Here is a 20,011-nt window from a genome sequence, read left to right as displayed (position 1 = left end):
CCTAGCTCCGTTTCGTAGCGCCTATCCGCGCCACATCGATAATCAGATCGGCGAGCCGATCGGCGGCGTCGGCGACGCCGACCCGCCCGGCGGCTTCGGCGCGCGCGGAAAGCTGCGCCGGCGCATGGATGAGGTCACAAAGCCGCCGTGTCAAAAATTCCGGCGTGAAGTCGCTCTGCCGCACGGTTTCCGCGCCGCCAGCCTGCTCCAGAAAGGCGGCGTTCGCCGCCTGATCCTGGTCGAGCGCATGCGGCAGCGGCACCAGCATCGCCGGTCGCCCGACGACCGCAAGCTCCGAGACCGTCGACGCGCCGGCGCGGGTGATGACGAAATGCGCCGCAGCGAGCCGCGCCGGGAAGTCCGCGAAAAAGGGCGCAATCTCGGCGCCGACCCCAGCGCCGGCGTAGATCGCCTCGACCCGCGCGATATCTTCGGGACGCGCCTGTTGAACGACGGAGATTTTCGCCCGCAGCGCATCGGGGAGCGCCGCAACGGCCGCCGGCACGATGTCCGCCATGACGCGGGCGCCCTGAGAGCCGCCGGCGACCAGCAGCCGGAAGATTCCGTTATCGAAGCTTGGATAGGGCGTCTGGGCGGCCTCGAGCACATTGGGACGCACCGGATTGCCGGTGACGATGACCTTGCTTTGCAGGGCCGGCGGCACGGCGAGAGTCGGCAGACCGGCGGCGATCCTGTCGACGCGGCCGGCGAGGAAGCGATTGGCCTTGCCCATGACGCCGTTCGCTTCGTGCAAAGCGCTCGGCACGCCGAGATAGGACGCCGCAAGCAAGGGCGGGACGGTCGGGTAGCCGCCGAAACCGATCACCACGGCCGGTTTGACCTGGCGCAGCAGCGCGGCCGCCTGCGCCGTGCCGAGGGCGAGACGCGCGACCGCCTGGGCCTTGGCCAGCAGCGAGCCGCCCCGCGGCGTGCCGGCGGGGATCACATGCATGGCGCGCGCCGGAAAGCCGCCGCCGTAGCGCAGGGCGCGCTCCTCGGTGACGAGCTCCACCGCCAGCCCGCGGGCGGCGAGCGCATGCGCGAGCGCCTCGGCCGGAAAAAGATGGCCGCCGGTGCCGCCGGCGGCGAGGAGAATCGGCGAATCGATCATACCGAGGCTTTTATCACGCGGCGGCGGGCGCGCCCGTCGCGGCGAGCTCACTCAGCACGCGGGACCGCGGCCGCTTGCGCGTGACGGCGAGCAGAAAGCCCATGCCGAGCGACAGCGAAATAAGCGAAGAGCCGCCATAGGAGACGAAGGGCAGCGTCATGCCCTTGGCGGGCATGAGATGCACGTTCACCGCCATATTGATGCAGCTCTGCAGGCCAAACAGCATCACGAGTCCTGCAGTCGCAAAACGACAGAAGGGATCGCTGTTGCGCGCCGCCGAGAACAGCCCCCGCACCACGACGAAGGCGAAGACCCCGGCAAGCGCGATGCAGACAAGGACGCCGAATTCCTCGCCGATGACGGCGAAGATGAAATCGGTGTGGGAGTCGGGCAGGATGCGCTTGATGACCCCTTCGCCCGGGCCCTTGCCGAACCACGAACCGGCGATGAAGCTCTCAAGCGCCGTCTCCGACTGGAAATTCGCGGGCACGCCCGCGACCGGCGGCGGCGGCTCCAGAAAGGATTCGATGCGCGCGTGGACGTGCGGCACGAATTTGTAGGCGAGCAGCGCCGAGACGCCGCCAAGCCCGCCCAATCCGACAACCCAGATCCAGTGCAAGCCGGCCATGAAAAACAGCGCCGCCCAGACAATCGAAATCAGCATCGTCTGGCCGAAATCAGGCTGCAGCATCAGCGGCGCGATCGCGATCGGCAGCAGCAGAAGCGCGATCAGATTGCCTGGAACATCCTTGCGACGCGCCCCTTCGGAGAAAGCCCAGGCGACGAGCACGACGAAGGCGGGCTTCAAGAATTCCGAGGGCTGAACGCCGAAGATCCATCGCTTCGCGCCCTTCACTTCCTGACCGTAGAAGATGGTGGCGAAGACGAGCGCCAGAGAGACGATGAAGATCACGAGCGCCAGCCGGCGCACGTGACGCGGCGAAAGAAACGACGTCGCGATCATCAAGACGAGCGCCGGCAGAAGATAGAGCACCTGCCGGTTGACGAAGTGGAAGGTCGGCAGATGCAGCCGCTCCGCGACGGGCGGGCTGCCGGCCATGGCGAAGACGAGGCCGGCGACGATCAGCAGGGCGAGGCTCGCGAGCAGCCAGCGATCCACTGTCCACGCCCAGTCGGAGAATAACGATCGTTCGGCGCGCGAGATCATGTCAGCTCTCCTTTTCGCGCCGCGATCACGGCGGGAAGCCCCTCAACGACGCCGCGAAACGCGTCGCCCCTCGCCTCGAAATTGGCGAATTGGTCATAGGAGGCGCAGGCCGGCGACAGCAGCACGACCGGCTCGGGGGCGCCTTCGGCAAGCGCATCGAGCGCCGCGCGCGTCGTCGCGACGTCGAGCGTTCCGCAATGTTCGAAAGGCAGTGCGCCTTCCAGCGTGCGCGCAAAATCGCCCGCCGCCTCGCCGATCAGATAGGCTTTGCGTATGCGCGAGAAATGCGGACGCAGCGGTTCGACGCCGCCCTCTTTCGATCGGCCGCCGAGAATCCAGTAGATATCGGTAAAGCTCACCAAGGCCTTTTCGGCAGCGTCGGCGTTGGTCGCCTTCGAGTCGTTGACGAACAGCGCGCGCTCGATGCGCCGGACTTCCTCCATCCGATGCGGCAGGCCGGGGAAGCTCAACAGGCCGCGCAGGATCTCATCGTCGTCCAGTCCGCACTCCCACGCGGCGGCGGCGGCGAAGGCGGCGTTCTGCGCATTATGCGCGCCGCGAAGCGCGCGTGCGCCTTCTAGCGAACCGATCAGCTCGGCCTCCTCGGGCGGATGTCCCTGCTCGCGGAAATAGACGCTTCGATCCTCGACATAGAACCCCCAGTCGAGCGCACGCTTCCCGGAGACCGGCACGACGCGCCGCTCGGGGGACTCGGCTTCAACGAGGCGCGCGCCGACCGCATGGCAATAAGCGTCGTCGACGCCGACCAGAGCCACCTCCGCCGCGGCGACGAGCCGCTCCTTAATCGCTGCGTAATTTTCGATTGTGCCGTGACGATCGATATGGTCCGGCGTGATGTTGATCAGCACGCCGATGGTCGGCGCCAGCGAGGGCGCGAGGTCGATCTGGAACGACGAGCATTCGATGACGTGAATGCGCTCGTCGGACGGCGGCTCGAGGTCGAGAATCGGCACGCCGATGTTGCCGCCGAGCTGAACGTCGCGGCCGGCCTCGCGCAAGATATGCGCGATCAGCGCCGTGGTGGTCGATTTGCCGTTGGTGCCGGTGATGGCGATGAAGGGCGATCCCCCGGCGCGCGCTTCGCGTTCGCGGCAGAACAGCTCGACGTCGCCGATGATCTCGACTCCGGCGGCCGTCGCCGCCTGCACCGTCCAATGCGGCTCGGGATGGGTCAGCGGCACGCCGGGAGAGAGAATGAGCGCATCGAAGCCGCTCCAATCCGCAACCGCAAGATCCTCGAGCGCTACGCCTTGCGCGACGGCCTTGAGTCGGCCGGCTTCGCCATCGTCCCAGGCGGCGACCTGCGCGCCGCCGGCGATCAGCGCGCGGGCCGTCGACAGGCCCGAACCGCCTAATCCGAAAAGCGCGACGCGCTTGCCCTTGAACGTCTCGATCGGCGTCATCGTCACCTCAGCTTCAAGGTCGAGAGGCCCATCAGGGCCAGGACGAAGGCGATGATCCAGAAGCGGATGACGATCTGCGGCTCCTTCCAGCCCTTGTGTTCAAAATGATGATGGATCGGCGCCATTAGGAAGATGCGCTTGCCGGTCAGCTTGTAATAGACCACCTGGATGATGACTGAGGCGCCTTCGATGACAAAAAGGCCGCCGACGATGACGAGCACGAACTCCTGCTTCACCGCCACCGCCACGGAGCCGACGAGCCCGCCCAGCGCCAGCGAGCCGGTGTCGCCCATGAAGATTTGGGCGGGCGGCGCGTTGAACCACAGAAAGCCGAGCCCTGCGCCGATGAAGGCCGAGCAGACGATCGTCAATTCGCCGACGCCCGCCACGTAATTGACGCCGAGATAATTCGAAAAGATCGAATTGCCGACGAGATAGGCGAAGATCGCGAAGGCGCCGGCGGCGATCATCGACGGCACGATGGCGAGGCCGTCGAGTCCATCGGTGAGATTGACGCAATTGCCCGCGGCGACGATGACGAAAGCGCCAAAAAGGATGAAGAGCGGACCCAGCGTCGCGACATAGCCTCTCACCATGGGGATGGCGAGCTTCGTCATGTTGTCGCCGCCGGTCTCCATCAGCGCGTAGCAGGCCAGGCCGGCAATCATAAACTCAAGCGCCAATCGCATCTTGCCCGAGAAGCCGGCGTGCGACTGCTTGGTGACCTTGAGATAGTCGTCATAAAAGCCGATGAGGCCAAAGCTGACGGTGACAAAGAGCACGATCCACACATAGGCATTGCGTAAATTCGCCCAGAGCAGCGTCGCCGCGACCAGCCCCGAGAGGATCATCAGGCCGCCCATCGTCGGCGTGCCTTTTTTGGTCACAAGATGCGAAGCCGGTCCGTCCTCGCGGATCGGCTGGCCCTTGCCCTGTTTGATGCGCAACGCGGCGATCACGCCCGGTCCGAAGAAGAAGACGAAGAACAGCGCGGTCGCCGCCCCCATAGCAGCGCGAAAAGTGATGTAACGGAAGACGTTTAGCGGACTGTAAAGATAAGAGAAGTCCGCAAGCAGCGTCAGCATCGTCTCTCCTCAGTTCACCATTTCGGGGGCGAATGCGCTTTTCAAGGCCGCGACGATCCGCGCCATCCGCGAACCATTGGAGCCCTTCACCATCACCACATCGCCGGGACGAACCGCTGCGAGAACGGCCTCTTCCAGCTCCAGCGCCGTCGCCCGATGCGCCGCGCGCATCGAATCAGGCACAGCGTAACTCAAGCGTGACATCAATGGCCCCGAGGTGAATAGCAGATCGACGTTCGCGCCAATGAGGTCGTGAGCGAGCTCCGCGTGCAGTTCAGCCGCCTGAGGCCCGAGCTCCAGCATGTCGCCGAGCACGGCGATGCGCCGGCCTCCAGGTCCTGTGGCCGCGCCGCCGAGCAGCTGCAGCGCCGCCCGCATGGAGGTCGGGTTGGCGTTGTAGCTTTCGTCGATAAGCGTAAACGCGCCCTCTGGCGTCGCTATTTTTTCGCGCTGGCCGCGTCCCGAAGGCGGCGTGAATTCGCCGAAGGCCGCCGCAGCTTCCTCCAAATCCACGTCGAAAACGACGCCCACGAGCAGCGCCGCGAGCGCGTTCATGGCGATATGCTTGCCGGGAGCGCCGATGCGAAAGCGCAGGCGCCGCTCGAGAATTTCCGCCTCGACCTGCGCGCCTTCGCCGGCAGGCTCGTACGACAGGAGCCGCGCATGCGCGCCATCCGTCTCGCCGAACCCAAAGACATGGCTGGCGGTCGGCGCAGCCGCCGCGGCGAGACGCTCGTAAAATCCATCGTCACGGTTGATGATCGCGACGCCGCCATCGAGCGCGGAAAAGATTTCCGCCTTGGCGTCCGCAATCTTCTCGATTGATCCGAAATATTCGAGATGAACCGGCGCGATGCGGGTCACGACGGCGACGTGGGGGCGCACCTGAGCGACGAGCGCGGCGATCTCGCCCGCGTGATTCATGCCGAGTTCGAACACGCCAAAGCGCGACTCCGCCGGCATGCGGGCGAGCGTCAACGGCACGCCCCAGTGATTGTTGTAAGACGCCGTCGAGGCATGCGTTTCGCCGAAACGCGACAGCATCAGCCGGATCATGTCTTTCGTCGAGGTTTTGCCGACGGAGCCGGTGACGGCGGCGATGAAGGCGGCGCTTCGTTCACGCGCCCGCGCGCCGAGCGACTCGAGTGATTGCTGCACGTCTCTGACGACGAACAGCGGCCCGGCGCCTGAAAACTCAGCCGCATGCGCTTCGTCGACGACCGCCGCCGCCGCGCCCTTCTCAAAAGCCGCTCGCACGAAGTCGTGACCATCGCGCGTCTCGCCCTTGATGGCGATAAACAGATCGCCGGGCTGAAGGGTGCGGGTATCGATGGAAACGCCCGTGGCTTCGCGCGCAAGGCCGCCGCTCGCGCGCGCGCGCAGCGCGCCGACCAGCGCCAATCCCGACCATAACGGCCTCTTGGTCATGGATGATTCTCCTTGAGCGCCTGCGCAATCGCCTCATGATCAGAGAAAGGCAAAACGCTGTCGCCGACGATCTGCCCGGTTTCATGGCCCTTTCCAGCCACGACGAGCGCATCGCCCGCTTCAAGCCCCGCGACGGCCTTGGCGATCGCCGCGCGCCGGTCTCCGATCTCGATGATGTGCGCCGCGCCGCTACGGGTTCCTTCGAGAATTTCTGCGCGAATGGCGGCGGCGTCCTCGCTGCGCGGATTGTCGTCCGTGACGATGGCGACATCGGCCGCGCGGGCGACGATGTCTCCCATCAGCGGGCGCTTGCCACGATCACGATCGCCGCCGCACCCGAAGACGACAATCAGGCGTTTTTTTGTCAGCGGCCGTAAAGTGGCGAGCACTTTCTCCAGCGCGTCGGGCTTATGCGCGTAATCTACGAAAATCGGCGCGCCATGACGCTGGCCGACGAGTTCGAGCCGTCCCGGCGCGCCCTTGAGCGCGTCGAGCGCCGCAAAGACCTGCCCCGGATCATCGCCGCTGGCGATGGCCAGCCCGGCGGCGACGAGCGCGTTCGAGACCTGGAAGGCGCCGGCAAGCGGCAGATTGACCTCATAGTCGGCGTCATTATGGCGGAGCCGCAGCGACGTCGCTAAGGCGGACGGCGTCGCCGAAAGGAGCCTTATCGTCTCTCCCTTCGAACCGACGCTCAAAATTGTGAGGCCCCTCGCGCGGCAAATGTCGATGACGCGGGACGCAATGTCGCTGTCCGCGTCGATCACCGCCGTCTGGCCGGGGTGCAGCAGCGTGTCGAAGAGCCGCATCTTCGCGGCGAAATACTCCTCCATGTCGGCGTGATGGTCGAGATGGTCGCGCGAGAAATTGGTGAAGCCCGCGACGTCGACGCGCATGCCGTCGAGCCGCCGCTGATCGATCCCGAGCGACGACGCCTCCATGGCGAGATGCGTCACGCCCCGTCCAGCAAGTTCGTCCAGCGTTCTATGCAGTTCGACGGGTCCGGGCGTCGTCAGCGCTCCATAATGCGCGCCGCGAGAATCGACGATTCCGACGGTGCCGAGCGACGCCGCCTCATGTCCAAGCGCGGCCCAGATCTGGCGCAAGAAGGCCACCACCGACGTCTTGCCGCTCGTTCCCGTAACCGCCGCGATCGTCGACGGCTGACGCGAAAAGAAGCGCGCGGCGGCGAGGGCCAGGGCGCGCCGAACGTCATCGACGACGACAAGCGGCAGCGGGCTGTCAGCTCTCCGCTGCGCGACGACGACGCAGGCGCCGCGCGACTTCGCGTCGGCGACATAGGACATGCCGTCGCCGGCGTGGCCCGGGATGGCGAAAAAGGCAAAGCCGCCGCGCGCCATTCGACTATCCGCCGTCAGGCCGGAGACCTTGAGCCCGCGCAAGGCGGGCTCAAGGTCTGGCGTCGCAAGCAGTTCGGAAAGCAGCATCAATGCCCTCCGCCGCCGCGGGCCGGAACATTGGCATAGCCATAACCCAATTTGGCGAGGAGAGGGAAAGGCTGGTGCGGCGGCTCGAAACGCGGCGCGAGGCCGAGAATCGGACCGACGCGCTCGATGATCTCGCCCGTTACATGACCGGCGTTATAGGCCGCCGTGGCGTAGCCGCCGGTTTCCGGCAGTCCCTGCGGTTCGTCCATGATGGTCAGGAACAGGTATTTCGGCTTGTCCGACGGCGCGACGGCCATGAAAGTGTTAAACAGCTTGCTCTTGGAATAATGGCCGTTGACGACCTTTTCCGCGGTGCCGGTTTTGCCGCCGACGTAATAGCCGGGGACGTTCACCTTCCGCGCCGTGCCGATTTCGGCGTTGAGGCGCATGAGATAACGCATCGCCTCGCTCGTCTCCGGCTTCACGACGCGTTCGGCGCCCGACTTCGCTTCCTCCTCACTGCGCTTGATGAAGGTCGGCGTGATCAGATAGCCGCCATTCATCAGCGCGCCGACGGCCATCATCGCCTGGAGCGGCGCCACTGCGAGGCCATGCCCGAAGGCGATGGTCATGGTGTTCAACTCGCCCCAGTTTTTCGGCACGATGGGTTCGGCGCTTTCCGGCAGTTCGGTGCGCATGCGCGTGAGCTGGCCCATCTTGCGCAAGAACGCCTTGTGCCGCTCGACGCCCTGCCCCATCGCCATACGCGCGGTGCCGACATTGGAGGAATAGGTGAAGACCTCTGGCAGCGTGAGCGCGCGATTTTGCGCGTGATAGTCATGGATCTTGAAGCGCCCGAAAGAGAGCACCCCGCGCGCGTCGAGCCGTGAATTCAGATTGACCTTGCCGGAGTCGAGCGCCATCGCGATGGTCAGCGCCTTGAAGGTCGAGCCCATCTCATAGACGCCGACGCTCATGCGGTTGATGTGGATCGGATCGAGCGCTTCCGTCGGCTTGTTCGGATCGTAGTCGGGAAGCGACGCGAGCGCGATCACCTCTCCGGTGTTAACGTCCAAGATCGCCGCGGCGCCTGCCTTCGCTTTGAAATGAACGACGCCCTTTTCGAGTTCGTCGCGCAACGCATGCGTGGCCCGAATGTCGAGCGAAAGCGACACGGGTTTGAGTTCCTCGGGCGTTACGCCGAAGCCGGCGCCGTGCAAATCGGCGAGACCCTGCCCGTCGATGTATTTTTCGATGCCGGCGATGCCCTGATTGTCCACATTGGCGAAGCCGAGCACATGCGCGCCGATCGGTCCGTTGGGATAAACGCGCTTATTTTCGGCGATCAGTCCGACGCCCGGCAGTCCGAGATGGAAGACTTCGTCGCGCTGATGCGACGTCACCTCGCGCTTCACCCAAACGAAGCCCTTCTTGGAGCCGAGCCGCTCTCGCAATTCGCGGGCGTCGAGGCCAGGCAAAACCGCGGTCAACAGCTCGGTCGCTTCGTCCTTGTCGATGATGCGGCGCGGCTCGGCGAACACCGACATCACCTTGACGTCGCTTGCGAGCGCCTCGCCGTTGCGATCGATGATGTCCGGGCGGGACGCCGCGACCGCCTCCGCCGCGGCGCGCCGCGACGTCGCCGCCTCCGGCTTAAATGCGAGATAGACGAGCTTGATCGAAATCACCGCGTAGAGCACGAGAAAAACCAGCGCCGCGAGCCGCATGCGCGACGCGCTCAGCGCAAGACTCGTCGAAAACAGGGCGCGCAGAAACGCGCGAATTCTGCCGCTCGGCGGCGGCGAAGGTTGCGTGTCGCGCATCGTCTGCGTCATGGCTTGCGTCGCTCTTGGCTTTGTCCCTGCGCTTTGGGCGTGGTCGTCGGCGCGCTGCCGGGGACGGGTGGCGTCGCTGGCATGCTCAATCCGAGCGCGTCAAGCTTATTGCCGATGGAGTCGATACGCGGCGATCTCTCGGGAAGCGATTGCGCGGCGACGATCTGGGTCGCTTCAAGCTGTTTCATGCCGGGCAGATAAGCGTCGGCGAGCTGCTGAATGCGCTCCGGTCGGGTCATATAGGCCCATTCGGCGCGCAGCACCGCAATCGCATCGCGCTCCTGCCTGATCTCGATCTTGGTCTTTGCGATCTGCTCGGCGCGATAGCTCGTCTGATATTTGATCGAATAGGCGTAAACCGCCGAACCGACGAGCACCAGAACCGCAAGTATATTGAGGAGCCGCAGCATCAGGCTTTTCCCTTGTCGCGATCGGGCAGGCGAGCGAGACGCGCGAGCCTTTCGTCGAGCGGATACGGCGCCGCCGCCGTGCGCGTCGCGTAGCGCAGTTTGGCCGAACGCGCGCGCGGATTGGCCGCCGTCTCGGCGGGCGTCGGCGTCACCGGTTGGCGACCTTCGCAAACGAAACTTGGCTGCGGCGGCGCGGGTTCGCCCGGCAGACGGCGGGAACCGGTTTCGCCGCGACCACAGCGTTCGGCGAGAAACTGTTTGACGATGCGATCCTCAAGCGAATGGAACGTCACGACGACGAGCCGACCGCCTGCGGCGAGAAGGCGTTCAGCGCCGAGCAGCCCCTTCAGCAATTCCTGAAGCTCGTCGTTGACGGCGATGCGCAGCGCCTGAAAGCTTTTGGTCGCCGGATGAATGTCGCTGGCGCGATTGGGAGCGACGCGCGCGATCATTTCGGCCAGCGCTCTTGTCGTTTGAAAAGGCGCGATCTCACGGTCGTGGACGATGGCGCGGGCGATGCGCCGCGCGGCGCGCTCCTCGCCATAGAAATACAAGATGTCCGCGAGCGTCTCCGCATCCGCTTCATTGACGATGTCGGCGGCGCTGCGCCCACGCCCCTCCATGCGCATATCGAGCGGGCCCTCGGCGCGGAAGGAAAAGCCGCGCGCGGCTTGGTCGAACTGCATCGACGAGACGCCGATGTCGAAGACGACGCCGTCAAGCGGCGCAAAGCCTTGCGCGCGCGCAACATCCTCGAGTTGAGAAAAGCGCGCGTCAACGAGCGTCAAGCGTCCGCGCATCTCGTCGACAAGCGGCTGACCGGCTTTAACGGCGGTCTGATCGCGGTCGAAGGCAAGCACGCGCGTTTCCGGCTGCGCCATGATGGCGCGGGTATAACCGCCGGCGCCGAAGGTGGCGTCGATATAGCGGCCGCCGCGATGGACGCCGAGGGCGGCGATCGCCTCCTCGCGCAGCACCGGAATATGCGGCGCCGACGTCATAATCATGCTCCTCACCAGGCGGCGCGCGGCGCGAGAGGATCGGCGGCGCGACGCTGTGCGTCCGGCGAGTTCTGGCTCGTCGAGACGACTCAATTGCGGCTGGGCGGTCTGGATCGACATGAAACCCGCGAGGCGTCGGAAGCAGGCTGGTCGCCACGCGCCGAATTCGGCAACCGGTCTTATTAGGCTTTTTTATCGTTAAGGGAGCGTTTACGGTGGCGCGAATTTGGCGGCCTCATGGCGGCGCAAGCAGAATGACGCGAAGCTTTCTGATCCGGCCGACGCCGCTTTTTCGCGAAATCTATCTCGACCGCTTATCTCCTCTATGAAATTCCACTGATTAAAACGCCAGTCGGCCTGTAAGCCGGGTTCTGTACGTTCTTTGCAGAACGTGACGACCATTCCTCTGGGACGGACGTTGCCGTCCGCCTCTAGCAACCAACCCGGGCGACAGTCCCGGAGACGGGTTGAAGGCAAAAAGCTCGCGCTTAAGGCCTTCCGTCGCCCCTATTCGGTCTTGCTCCCGGCGGGGCTTGCCGTGCCCCGAACGTCGCCGTCCGGGCGGTGCGCTCTTACCGCACCCTTTCACCCTTACCGCTTACGCGGCGGTTTGCTTTCTGTGGCGCTATCCCTGGGGTCGCCCCCGCCGGACCTTATCCGGCACCGTGTCTCCGTGGAGCCCGGACTTTCCTCTGCGTTTCGGCAGCGGCCGTCCAGCCGACTGGCCTCTTGAGGGATAGGCGCCCTCGCGACGGAATGCAAGAACGGCGTCAAAACGTCGCCTTGGATAGCTAAGCAATAGTCGCCATCTCTTAATTGGTTCTTCGCCTTGGCTAATGCTGAGGGGCGCCGGGCCGAGATCAAAGAGAAGTGCGATAAGGGAGAATATTAATGCTGTCACGTCGTTCGATTTTCGCCGCTTTAGCCGTCGCGACCGCTTTTCTCGTGACGCCGCATATGGCGTTGGCGCGAAGCGATAGCGAGCATCTGACTCAGGCGATCGAGGAGACCAATGAGGCGATCAAGGAAGGCAAGCAGCATAACGCCTCCTCCTTCGCCGAGCATGCGCATAACGCTTGGGATCACGCCAAGGCGGCCAGCGGGGAAGACCCCAAGGGCCACATCAAGACGGCGATGAAGCATCTCAGCCAAGCGCTCAAGACGGCCAAGCGCACCCACCACGCCAGTCGGATTGACAAAGGCGTCCGTCATGCCGAAACCGCGCTCATTCATTTGAAGGCGGCAAATCAATAATGCGATGGGCCGCGATGCGCATGCTGCGCGTCGCGGCTCTCCCAAGCTGAAGCGTACGCTTCTCGATCCATACCGCTGATCATTTTTCCATCCGGGTTGAGACCGCACTCGCGTCAAGCCCTGCGCCGTTTGAGTTTGTTGCTTTGCCTCGGATGGCGGCGAGACGGCGTCGCGGAGGCTGGAACCTTGGCGCCTTTGATGGCTTAAATCTTGAGTCGCGATGGGCGGGCTGCCCAATTGACGACTCGCCTGCCGGGGACGGTTCATTATGCAGCACAGCAGCGCCTCCGAGCCCAAACCTCGCGTCGTCATCATCGGCGGCGGCTTCGCCGGGATTGCGGCTGCGCAGGCGCTTGCTGGCGCCGGAGCGCGCATCTTCATTCTCGACAGCAACAATCATCATTGCTTCCAGCCCCTGCTCTATCAGGTCGCGACGGCGGCCCTTGCATCGCCTGACGTCGCCTGGCCGATACGCCACATCGTGCGCCGCCAAAAGGAAGTGACCGTGCTGATGCTCACGGTTGAGAGCGTCGACGTCGCCCGAAAAGTCGTGAAGACCGACAAATGCGAGATCGGCTATGACTGCCTCGTCGTCGCGACAGGGGCCACCCACTCCTACTTCGGTCACAACTGGGCAGGTTTGGCGCCGGGGCTGAAATCCATCTCAGACGCGACGCTCATCCGCCGCCGGCTGCTTCTCGCCTTCGAACGCGCTGAAGTGAGCGTCGATCCGGTCGAGCGCGAGAGATTGCTCACCATCATCATCGTCGGGGGCGGTCCGACAGGAGTCGAACTCGCCGGCGCAATTTCCGAACTCGCCCGGCGAACGCTTCCGCCGGAGTTTCGCCGCGCCGATCCACGGAACGCGCGCATCATTTTGCTCGAGGCGGGGCCCCGCATTCTTGCAAGCTTTCCCGAACGGCTTTCGGACTACGCGCGCGATGCGCTCGAAGCAAAGGGCGTCGACGTGCGCACGGACATGCCCGTCGACCAGATCTTCGAGGACCGACTCGTCGCTGGAGAAAATGAGATTCCCGCCGGCGTGATTCTCTGGGCGGCTGGCGTGCGGGCGTCGCCCGCGGCGAACTGGCTGGGCGTTGAAAGCGATAGCGCCGGACGCATTCCGGTGTGCGAAGACCTGACGGTTCCCGCCCTTCCCGACGTCTATGCGATTGGAGATCTCGCTCTCCTGACCGGTCCTGATGGCGCGCCGGTTCCGGCGCTCGCCGCTTCCGCCAAGCAAATGGGAAAATACGCCGGACGCGCCATCCGACTCCGTCTGAAAGGGCGCTCGCCGCGTAAACCCTTCCGCTACCGGGACTACGGCAATTTGGCGACGATCGGCCGCAACTCTGCGATCGTCAAACTCGGCCGACTGGAGCTGACCGGCTTTCCGGGTTGGCTCTTCTGGAGCGTCGTGCACATTTATTTTCTGGTGAATTTGCGCAGCCGCATCCTTGTCGCGATCAGCTGGATCGCGACCTATCTGACGGGCAATCGCGGCTCGCGACTGATTACGCGCTAAGCCAGCGCCCACGGGAGGCTGGGTCGCTACCTTAGCTCTAGCTCTTCTCCGCCCAGAAGCGCACGAGACGCCGCCGCGCCGCAGGCCAGACCGACCGCCAACGCGCCAAAGGCCGCGACCATCGAGCGGTTCGATAAGGCGAACTCCCAACCGGGCGTGATTCGCTTGGGCGCGACGCCATAATCGACGGTGGCGGCTATTCCCGACATCATCGCCGCATCGCCGATCAGTTCGAAGGTTGAGCGCGGCGGCTGAACCGCGAGCCAGGCCTCGAAGGGCAAGGCCCAGAAGACGGCCGATGCGTGATGCGTCGCGTAGCCCACCGCCGTGTGTGCGGCGTCGACGTCGCGCCGCCCGCGCGATTTGCGCCCCCAAAGCCAATGGCTGGTGGCGTTGGTGGGCTCCAGCGCGCCCCTGCCTTCGAGCGTCGCGAGGGCGGCGAGGGCGGCGGTGGAGATGACGCTTGCGACGCTTCCCGTCACAAGCGCTGACAGACCGATGCGCGACAATTTTTCCATCGAAGGCTCCGTGGAGGCGTTGAGATACTCGAACCCCGTCGCACGCCGCTTCGTTCCAGAAAATTTTTCGCTGAAGCCGAAATGGATTAAGCCCTGGGCATGAGCGCGGCGCAGGACGAGGACGAAAGAGCGCGAGTCGTCGAGATCTTGGCGCCCGTCGCGGTCGATTCGACCTATTCCTACCTCGCCCCGGCGGCGATGCAGCTTTCCCCCGGGGACAGCGTTACGGCGCCGCTCGGGCGCCGGGAGGCTTACGGCGTCGTCTGGTCGATCGACGGCGGCTCGGGCCCTGGGGGGAATCTCAAGACGGTCAGCGCCCGTCTCGACCGGCCGCCGCTTTCGCAAAAGCTGCGCGGCTTCATAGACTGGCTCGCGCGCTACACGCTTAGCCCCCGCGGCATGGCGCTACGGCTCGCCACACGCGCGGCCGAAGACGCCGGGCCCGAGGCGCCGCGTATTCTTTATCGCGCGACGGGCAATGTCCCGGAACGATTGACGCCGACGCGCGCCCGCGTCCTCAAAGCCGCGGAAGGCGGCGTCGCTTTCGCCAAGAAAGCGCTTGCCGAAGCCGCCGCCTGCTCATTGGGCGTCATCGACGCGCTCGTCGACGAGGGCGCGCTGGAGGCGATCGCCGGGCCGCCGCAGCCGATCGCGCCGCCGCTCGACCCTCTATTCGCCGCGCCCGCTTTGGAGCCCGCGCAGCAGGACGCCGCCGATGCGCTGAAGGCGTCGCTTTCACCGCGGGCGTTCAAGCCCTTTCTGCTCGAAGGCGTCACCGGCTCAGGTAAAACCGAGGTCTATTTCGAGGCGATCGCCCAGGCGCTGGAGGCCGGCGGACAGGCCCTCGTCATGATGCCGGAAATCGCGCTCACGACTCAATTTCTTGAGCGTTTTGCCGACCGTTTCGGCGAAAAGCCCGCCGAGTGGCATTCCGGCGTCGGGGCGCGCAAACGCGCGCGCATCTGGCGCGGCTGCGCGACGGGCGAAGTCCGAGTGGTCGTCGGCGCGCGCTCGGCGCTGTTCCTGCCCTTTTCGGATCTGCGGCTGATCGTCGTCGATGAGGAGCATGAAGGCGCCTACAAGCAAGACGACGGCGTCAGCTATCACGCGCGCGATATGGCGGTCGTGCGCGCGCGGATGGAGGAGGCCACGATCGTTCTCGCCTCGGCGACGCCCTCCATCGAAACCCGCGTCAACGCGATGCGCGGGCGGTACGGTTATCTGCGACTCGATTCCCGGGCGCGCGCGCGGCTGATGCCGACGCTGGAAGCGATCGACATGCGCAAGGAAGGCCCGCCGCGCGGCCGATGGATCGCGCCCCGGCTGGCGTTGGCGGTCGGCGAAACGATTGCGCGCGGCGAGCAGGCGCTGCTCTTTCTCAATCGGCGGGGCTATGCGCCGCTAACGGTTTGCCGCACATGCGGCCATCGCTTCCGCTGCGAAAATTGCGACGCGTGGCTCGTCGAGCATCGCTTTCGGCGTGCGCTGATGTGCCATCATTGCGGCCATATCGAGCGTCGTCCGCACGCGTGCCCTGAATGCGGCGCCGAGGACTCGCTCGCGGCCTGCGGACCGGGCGTCGAGCGGCTCGCCGAAGAAGCGGCGACGCTCTTTCCAGATGCGCGCATACTCGTCCTCTCCTCGGATTTTCCCGGCGGCGCCGATCGGCTGCGGCGCGAACTGGAGGAGATCGCAAAGGGGAGCTTCGACATCGTCATCGGCACCCAACTCGTCGCCAAAGGCCACAATTTTCCGCATCTGACGCTTGTCGGCGTCGTCGACGCGGATCTGGGCTTGGGCAGCGGCGATCCGCGCGCCGCCGAGCGCACATTTCAGCTGCTCAATCAGGTCACAGGGCGCGCCGGGCGCGGCGACAAGCCCGGCCACGCGCTGATCCAGACGTTTCACCCGGCGCATCCGGTGATCGCGGCGCTTCTCTCGGGAGACGCGGAAAAGTTCTACGAACAGGAGATCGCCATACGCGAGCGGGCGGGACTGCCGCCCTTCGGCCGTCTCGCCGCGCTGATCGTTTCCGCCAAGGACGCAGCCACGGCGGAAGCGCATGCGCGCGCCCTCGCGCGCACGGCGCATGAACTGCCGCCATCGCCGCGCTACAGAGTCGCTGCGCCCGGCGCCTGGCCCGAGCAGGATGAAATCGCGCTGCTTGGTCCCGCGGAAGCGCCCATTGCGCTCATCCGCGGCCGTTACCGATTCCGCTTGCTGGCCAAAGGACCGCGAAGCGCCGACATGCAGGCTTTTCTGCGCGACATGCTCGCGGCCGGACCGAAGGAGCGAGGCGGCGTGCGCGTTCAGATCGACGTCGACCCGCAAAATTTCTCGTAACGCTATCGCTGTCTGCGCTTGGAGACCGACGCGGCGCGCGCTTTATCCGCCGATGACGCGCGCCACGACCCTGGCCGTATAGTCGACCATCGGAACGATCCGCGCGTAGTTGATCCGGGTCGGGCCGATGACGCCGAGCGCGCCGATGATCCGGCGTTCGCTGTCGCGCAGCGGCGCCGCGATCATCGATGAGCCTGAAAGCGAGAACAGCTTGTTCTCCGAGCCGATGAAGATGCGGACCCCTTCGCCCTGCTCCGCCCGCTCCAGCAGATCGATGACTTCCGTCTTCGTTTCCAAATCGGCGAACAGGAGTCGAACGCGTTCGAGGTCGACGGCGGCGGTCAAGTCCTCGAGAAGATGCGCCTGCCCGCGCACGATCAGCTGGCGCGATTCGCCCATCGCGCCCGCCCAGGTCGCCAGTCCGGCTTCGACAATCCGCGCGGCGAGTTCGTCGAGCTCCATTTGCGCGGCTCGGTGCGAGGCCTCAATGTTCTCGCGAGCTTCGGCGATCGTCCGTCCGGAGACGCGCGCGTTCAGATAATTGGCGGCTTCCGTCAGCGCGGACGCCGGAAGATCGCGCGCGACGGGAATCACGCGGTTTTCGACCGATCCGTCATCGGCGACGAGAATGACCAGAGCCCGCTCCGGCTCGAGCCGCACGAAATCGATCTGCTTCAACCGCACATTGTCCTTGGACGCGACGACGACGCCGGCGACGCGCGTCAGTCCCGACAGCAGACTCGTCGCTTCCGCAAGGACGCCGGGAAAATCATGGTCTTTGGACGCCGCTTCGACCTCGGCGGCGATGCGCGCGCGCTCGTTCTCCTCGACGTCGCCGATCTGCAGCATGGAATCGACGAAAAAACGCAGGCCAAGTTCGGTCGGAAGACGTCCGGCGCTGGTATGCGGCGCATAGATGAGGCCAAGCTCCTCCAGATCCTGCATGACATTGCGCACCGAGGCCGGCGACAGCGTCATCGGCAGGAGCCGGGCGAGATTGCGCGAGCCCACCGGATCGCCCGAGGCGAGATAGGTGTCGACGATATGCCTGAAAATTTCGCGGGAGCGCTCGCTGAGTTGCACGAGACTGAGAGCCGATGTGTGGGTAAGCGGGCCGCTGCGGATCATATCTTGAGAATATCACATCGAAGGCCCAACAAAAAAAGCCCGGCCGCAAGGCCGGGCTTTGTCGACGTCGGGGAGGACAGTCGATCAGAGGCCGAGTTCAGGCATGCCGATCAGCGCGCCGAAGCTCTTGACCTGATAATTCACGCCGATGCGCGCGATGTGGGTGTCGAGGTTGTTGCCGGTGGTGACGCGGTAAGCGAAGGGGAAGCCGATACTTGCGCCGGATGCGCCCTTCATGCGGGTGAAGAGATACTCCGCCTTGACGGTCCAGTTGTCGAGAACGGCGTATTCCACGCCGGCGCCGACGGTGAAACCCGCCTGCCATAGGGCCCGGCTGGACGGGAACACCGATCCATTCGCCCATTGCTGGCCGTAGGGACTCACCTTGCCGTAGGCCAAGCCGCCGGTGATGTAGGGGAGGATCCGGCCGAAGGCGTAACCGAAGCGTAAACGCTCCGCGCCGAACCACTGCAGACGGCTGCTGGCGCCGACGCCGGTAAAATAGCCGTTCGTATTCGTCGCTCGAACGTTGGCGTAGTTGTATTCGCTTTCGTAGCCGACCACGATACGGTTGGCGAACACCCAGTTATAACCATTCTGATAGCCGACCATGTATCCGCTCGTGCCGATCGAATTCGACGTCGGGAACACTAGGAACGACCCGGGCTGCAGCGCGTAAAGGTTCGAATACTGGCTGGAGACGCCGCCGGCATAGGAACCGCTGACGCCGATATGGAAGCCTTCCCAGCTGAAGGGCGGCGGAAGCGGAGGCGGCGGCGGAGCCTTGTAGCTCGGAAGGTCAGCCGCCGAAGCGGCGCTGACCGCCAAAACTGACGCGAAGGCGCCAAAAATAAAAGTTCTGAAAGTCATTCGAGGCGCCTCCAATGAGCTCGTCCTCTCGGGACGAACGGCAGTTTCGAATGCTAAAGTATCACCATCAAACCTAAGACGTAATTAGCGCCAAGGGTCATAGCGCCGTTTTTCGGGCGCCGTTGCCGATGAGACACACCTCCCCACAACCTACTGATTTCCTGAATCTACTCCCTAGATCCGGCGCTGATCAGCGCGGCCGCGAGAACGCCGAGGCTCGCCTTGTACGCCGCGAGCGAAAGCCGCGACTCGTAATAGCGGCGCGCCGGGCTGCCGCGCCGCCCCGCTTCGTCCAAAGGCGCGCTGACCGCCGCCGCCCGGTTCAACGCGTCGGCGAATTCTTCAGCCGAACTGACAATGGCGACGCCAGGAAGGCGCAACGCTTCCTCATCCATCCCACGCATCGCCTGGGTGGTGGCGATCAGCGGCAGGCCGCTCGACAGCGCTTCGACCGTCTTGATCGAAAGTCCAGTGCCGCTGATTGTCGGCAGCAGCGCGAGGCGGGCGTTCGCGTAGACGACGCCGGGATCTTCGACCCGGCCCAGAAACCAGTCCTTATAGGCGGCATATTGCTCTGGCGCCTTAGAGCGCACAGCCGCGTCGACATTGCCGACGATCTTCACGGCGACGCCCGGCGCTTTCGGCGCGACTTCGCGCAGAAACCAGATGACGCTTTCGACATTGGCGGTGTTGTTGCTCGCGATAAGAATGATGTCCGGACCGCCAGGACCGGTCGGCGCCTCAGGCGTTGCGGGATAGAGCAGCGCATGCGCTTTTTCAGGAATTAGAGCGCGAAAGTCTTCGGCCTCCTGCGCATTGAGATGCAGCAGCAGATCGGCGCCGCGCATCGCCTCAAGTTCCTGCGCGAGCATCGATTCGTAGGAGGCGCGCGGCGCAAGCCAGAGCTTTGTCTCGTTGATCAGCGCGAACTGCCGCGCCTGCAAATCATGCGTGTCGAGCAGGATCGGCGCGCCGCCCGCAAGACGGCGCGCAATCGGCATCAGAAAAAAGTGGTTGCAATGAACGAGATCGAACGTCGCGCCCTCGATGCCGGGCGACAGCCGCGCGCGCTCCGCCATGCCAAGACGAACCACCGCCTGATCGCCATGGAGATAGGGCCACAACACGTCACGCAAAAATTGGGGCGAGAGCATCGCGTGGAACGGCGCGCCGCCGTAATAGCGGGGGTCGCCATCAAGTTCGGGAGTCGCCTGGTTGAAGGATTTCCAAATCCAGCTCCGACCCGGAACGAAGCCTGGATCGGAACTGATCGCGATCGGAAAAACTTCCGCTCCCAGCGCGCGATAGGCGGCGATCTGGCCAAGGACGACGCGGTAGGTGCCGCAAGAGTGCCAAGCCGGGTGGATCAGCGCGACGCGCCGGCCAAGAAGCGGACGTTGGGCGCAGGCGAAGCAATCACTCGATGCAACGCTCAACCCGTTCCTCCAGCTGGCGCGAACCGCAGCCTAAGCAGAGTTCGACTGCCCCGACAATCGCTTTAGCGCGGAACTGCTGCAACATGG

At 64.8% G+C, this 20,011-nt stretch carries 16 protein-coding genes and 1 other RNA gene; 3 read left to right on the top strand and 14 right to left on the bottom strand.

Annotated elements, in window-relative coordinates; all coding sequences use genetic code 11:
• Nucleotide 1 precedes the first annotated feature (1 nt).
• From murG to rnpB, 10 genes are all read right to left on the bottom strand, one after another.
• On the bottom strand, nt 2-1,111 hold the full coding sequence (gene murG, locus IYY11_RS18625) for an undecaprenyldiphospho-muramoylpentapeptide beta-N-acetylglucosaminyltransferase (protein WP_196405225.1): 1,110 nt from the start codon (nt 1,109-1,111) through the stop codon (nt 2-4).
• 13 nt (nt 1,112-1,124) lie between these two features.
• Nucleotides 1,125-2,279 (bottom strand): FtsW/RodA/SpoVE family cell cycle protein, encoded by a 1,155-nt coding sequence (locus IYY11_RS18620; protein ID WP_196405224.1) that lies wholly within the window; start codon nt 2,277-2,279, stop codon nt 1,125-1,127.
• A complete protein-coding gene (murD, locus tag IYY11_RS18615; RefSeq protein ID WP_196405223.1) occupies nt 2,276-3,703 on the bottom strand; it encodes a UDP-N-acetylmuramoyl-L-alanine--D-glutamate ligase in 1,428 nt (475 codons plus the stop codon). The genes IYY11_RS18620 and murD overlap by 4 nt, the downstream gene beginning before the upstream one ends.
• A 2-nt stretch (nt 3,704-3,705) precedes the next feature.
• A complete protein-coding gene (mraY, locus tag IYY11_RS18610; RefSeq protein ID WP_196405222.1) occupies nt 3,706-4,788 on the bottom strand; it encodes a phospho-N-acetylmuramoyl-pentapeptide-transferase in 1,083 nt (360 codons plus the stop codon).
• Nucleotides 4,789-4,797: 9 nt separating this feature from the next.
• Nucleotides 4,798-6,216 (bottom strand): UDP-N-acetylmuramoylalanyl-D-glutamyl-2,6-diaminopimelate--D-alanyl-D-alanine ligase, encoded by a 1,419-nt coding sequence (locus tag IYY11_RS18605; protein ID WP_196405221.1) that lies wholly within the window; start codon nt 6,214-6,216, stop codon nt 4,798-4,800.
• Entirely contained in the window at nt 6,213-7,664 is a 1,452-nt protein-coding gene (locus IYY11_RS18600) for a UDP-N-acetylmuramoyl-L-alanyl-D-glutamate--2,6-diaminopimelate ligase (RefSeq protein WP_196405220.1), read from the bottom strand. Before IYY11_RS18600 ends, IYY11_RS18605 begins: the two co-directional genes overlap by 4 nt.
• Nucleotides 7,664-9,439, bottom strand: a complete 1,776-nt coding sequence (locus tag IYY11_RS18595; protein WP_196405219.1) for a penicillin-binding protein 2 — start codon at nt 9,437-9,439, stop codon at nt 7,664-7,666. The genes IYY11_RS18600 and IYY11_RS18595 overlap by 1 nt, the downstream gene beginning before the upstream one ends.
• Nucleotides 9,436-9,849 (bottom strand): hypothetical protein, encoded by a 414-nt coding sequence (locus tag IYY11_RS18590; RefSeq protein WP_196405218.1) that lies wholly within the window; start codon nt 9,847-9,849, stop codon nt 9,436-9,438. Before IYY11_RS18590 ends, IYY11_RS18595 begins: the two co-directional genes overlap by 4 nt.
• Nucleotides 9,849-10,850 (bottom strand): 16S rRNA (cytosine(1402)-N(4))-methyltransferase RsmH, encoded by a 1,002-nt coding sequence (gene rsmH, locus IYY11_RS18585; protein ID WP_246720082.1) that lies wholly within the window; start codon nt 10,848-10,850, stop codon nt 9,849-9,851. Before rsmH ends, IYY11_RS18590 begins: the two co-directional genes overlap by 1 nt.
• A gap of 344 nt (nt 10,851-11,194) precedes the next feature.
• Nucleotides 11,195-11,575: RNase P RNA component class A (gene rnpB / locus IYY11_RS18580), an RNA gene on the bottom strand.
• Between the two features lie 166 nt (nt 11,576-11,741).
• Between rnpB and smbP the strand changes: the two genes are divergently transcribed.
• Both smbP and IYY11_RS18570 read left to right on the top strand, forming a co-directional pair.
• Complete coding sequence (smbP, locus tag IYY11_RS18575) at nt 11,742-12,104, top strand: small metal-binding protein SmbP (protein WP_018408856.1); 363 nt, start codon at nt 11,742-11,744, stop codon at nt 12,102-12,104.
• A gap of 268 nt (nt 12,105-12,372) precedes the next feature.
• Entirely contained in the window at nt 12,373-13,629 is a 1,257-nt protein-coding gene (locus IYY11_RS18570; protein ID WP_196405216.1) for an NAD(P)/FAD-dependent oxidoreductase, read from the top strand.
• Between the two features lie 26 nt (nt 13,630-13,655).
• Here the strand turns inward: IYY11_RS18570 and IYY11_RS18565 are convergent, their stop codons facing one another.
• Nucleotides 13,656-14,147 carry a hypothetical protein gene (locus IYY11_RS18565; protein WP_196405215.1) on the bottom strand — a complete coding sequence of 164 codons (492 nt, stop codon included), beginning with the start codon at nt 14,145-14,147 and terminating at the stop codon, nt 13,656-13,658.
• A 99-nt stretch (nt 14,148-14,246) separates the two neighbouring features.
• Between IYY11_RS18565 and IYY11_RS18560 the strand changes: the two genes are divergently transcribed.
• Nucleotides 14,247-16,490, top strand: a complete 2,244-nt coding sequence (locus IYY11_RS18560; RefSeq protein WP_196405214.1) for a primosomal protein N' — start codon at nt 14,247-14,249, stop codon at nt 16,488-16,490.
• Nucleotides 16,491-16,532: 42 nt separating this feature from the next.
• On the opposite strand, the gene hrcA is transcribed toward IYY11_RS18560, so the two are convergent.
• The 3 genes from hrcA to IYY11_RS18545 all read right to left on the bottom strand — a co-directional run bounded on the left by hrcA (nt 16,533) and on the right by IYY11_RS18545 (nt 19,924).
• Complete coding sequence (gene hrcA / locus IYY11_RS18555) at nt 16,533-17,618, bottom strand: heat-inducible transcriptional repressor HrcA (protein ID WP_196405213.1); 1,086 nt, start codon at nt 17,616-17,618, stop codon at nt 16,533-16,535.
• Nucleotides 17,619-17,702: 84 nt separating this feature from the next.
• Nucleotides 17,703-18,488 (bottom strand): outer membrane protein, encoded by a 786-nt coding sequence (locus tag IYY11_RS18550; protein ID WP_196405212.1) that lies wholly within the window; start codon nt 18,486-18,488, stop codon nt 17,703-17,705.
• Between the two features lie 167 nt (nt 18,489-18,655).
• A complete protein-coding gene (locus IYY11_RS18545) occupies nt 18,656-19,924 on the bottom strand; it encodes a glycosyltransferase (RefSeq protein WP_196405211.1) in 1,269 nt (422 codons plus the stop codon).
• Between the last annotated feature and the right edge of the window lie 87 nt (nt 19,925-20,011).

This window comes from Methylocystis sp. H62 (genome assembly GCF_015709515.1).
Classification (GTDB): Bacteria; Pseudomonadota; Alphaproteobacteria; order Rhizobiales; family Beijerinckiaceae; genus Methylocystis.
Note: the sequence above shows the minus strand (reverse complement) of the source record. Positions and strands in the feature narration are given on the sequence as shown.

What these genes read in the sequence shown, in the direction of transcription:
- smbP (WP_018408856.1), top strand. Translation starts at nt 11,742, where the DNA reads ATGCTGTCACGTCGTTCGATTTTCGCCGCTTTAGCCGTCGCGACCGCT.
- IYY11_RS18620 (WP_196405224.1), bottom strand. Translation starts at nt 2,279, where the DNA reads ATGATCTCGCGCGCCGAACGATCGTTATTCTCCGACTGGGCGTGGACA.
- IYY11_RS18570 (WP_196405216.1), top strand. Translation starts at nt 12,373, where the DNA reads ATGCAGCACAGCAGCGCCTCCGAGCCCAAACCTCGCGTCGTCATCATC.
- IYY11_RS18590 (WP_196405218.1), bottom strand. Translation starts at nt 9,849, where the DNA reads ATGCTGCGGCTCCTCAATATACTTGCGGTTCTGGTGCTCGTCGGTTCG.
- murG (WP_196405225.1), bottom strand. Translation starts at nt 1,111, where the DNA reads ATGATCGATTCGCCGATTCTCCTCGCCGCCGGCGGCACCGGCGGCCAT.
- IYY11_RS18595 (WP_196405219.1), bottom strand. Translation starts at nt 9,439, where the DNA reads ATGACGCAGACGATGCGCGACACGCAACCTTCGCCGCCGCCGAGCGGC.
- IYY11_RS18560 (WP_196405214.1), top strand. Translation starts at nt 14,247, where the DNA reads ATGAGCGCGGCGCAGGACGAGGACGAAAGAGCGCGAGTCGTCGAGATC.
- mraY (WP_196405222.1), bottom strand. Translation starts at nt 4,788, where the DNA reads ATGCTGACGCTGCTTGCGGACTTCTCTTATCTTTACAGTCCGCTAAAC.
- hrcA (WP_196405213.1), bottom strand. Translation starts at nt 17,618, where the DNA reads ATGATCCGCAGCGGCCCGCTTACCCACACATCGGCTCTCAGTCTCGTG.
- IYY11_RS18565 (WP_196405215.1), bottom strand. Translation starts at nt 14,147, where the DNA reads ATGGAAAAATTGTCGCGCATCGGTCTGTCAGCGCTTGTGACGGGAAGC.
- IYY11_RS18605 (WP_196405221.1), bottom strand. Translation starts at nt 6,216, where the DNA reads ATGACCAAGAGGCCGTTATGGTCGGGATTGGCGCTGGTCGGCGCGCTG.
- IYY11_RS18550 (WP_196405212.1), bottom strand. Translation starts at nt 18,488, where the DNA reads ATGACTTTCAGAACTTTTATTTTTGGCGCCTTCGCGTCAGTTTTGGCG.
- rsmH (WP_246720082.1), bottom strand. Translation starts at nt 10,850, where the DNA reads ATGACGTCGGCGCCGCATATTCCGGTGCTGCGCGAGGAGGCGATCGCC.
- IYY11_RS18600 (WP_196405220.1), bottom strand. Translation starts at nt 7,664, where the DNA reads ATGCTGCTTTCCGAACTGCTTGCGACGCCAGACCTTGAGCCCGCCTTG.
- murD (WP_196405223.1), bottom strand. Translation starts at nt 3,703, where the DNA reads ATGACGCCGATCGAGACGTTCAAGGGCAAGCGCGTCGCGCTTTTCGGA.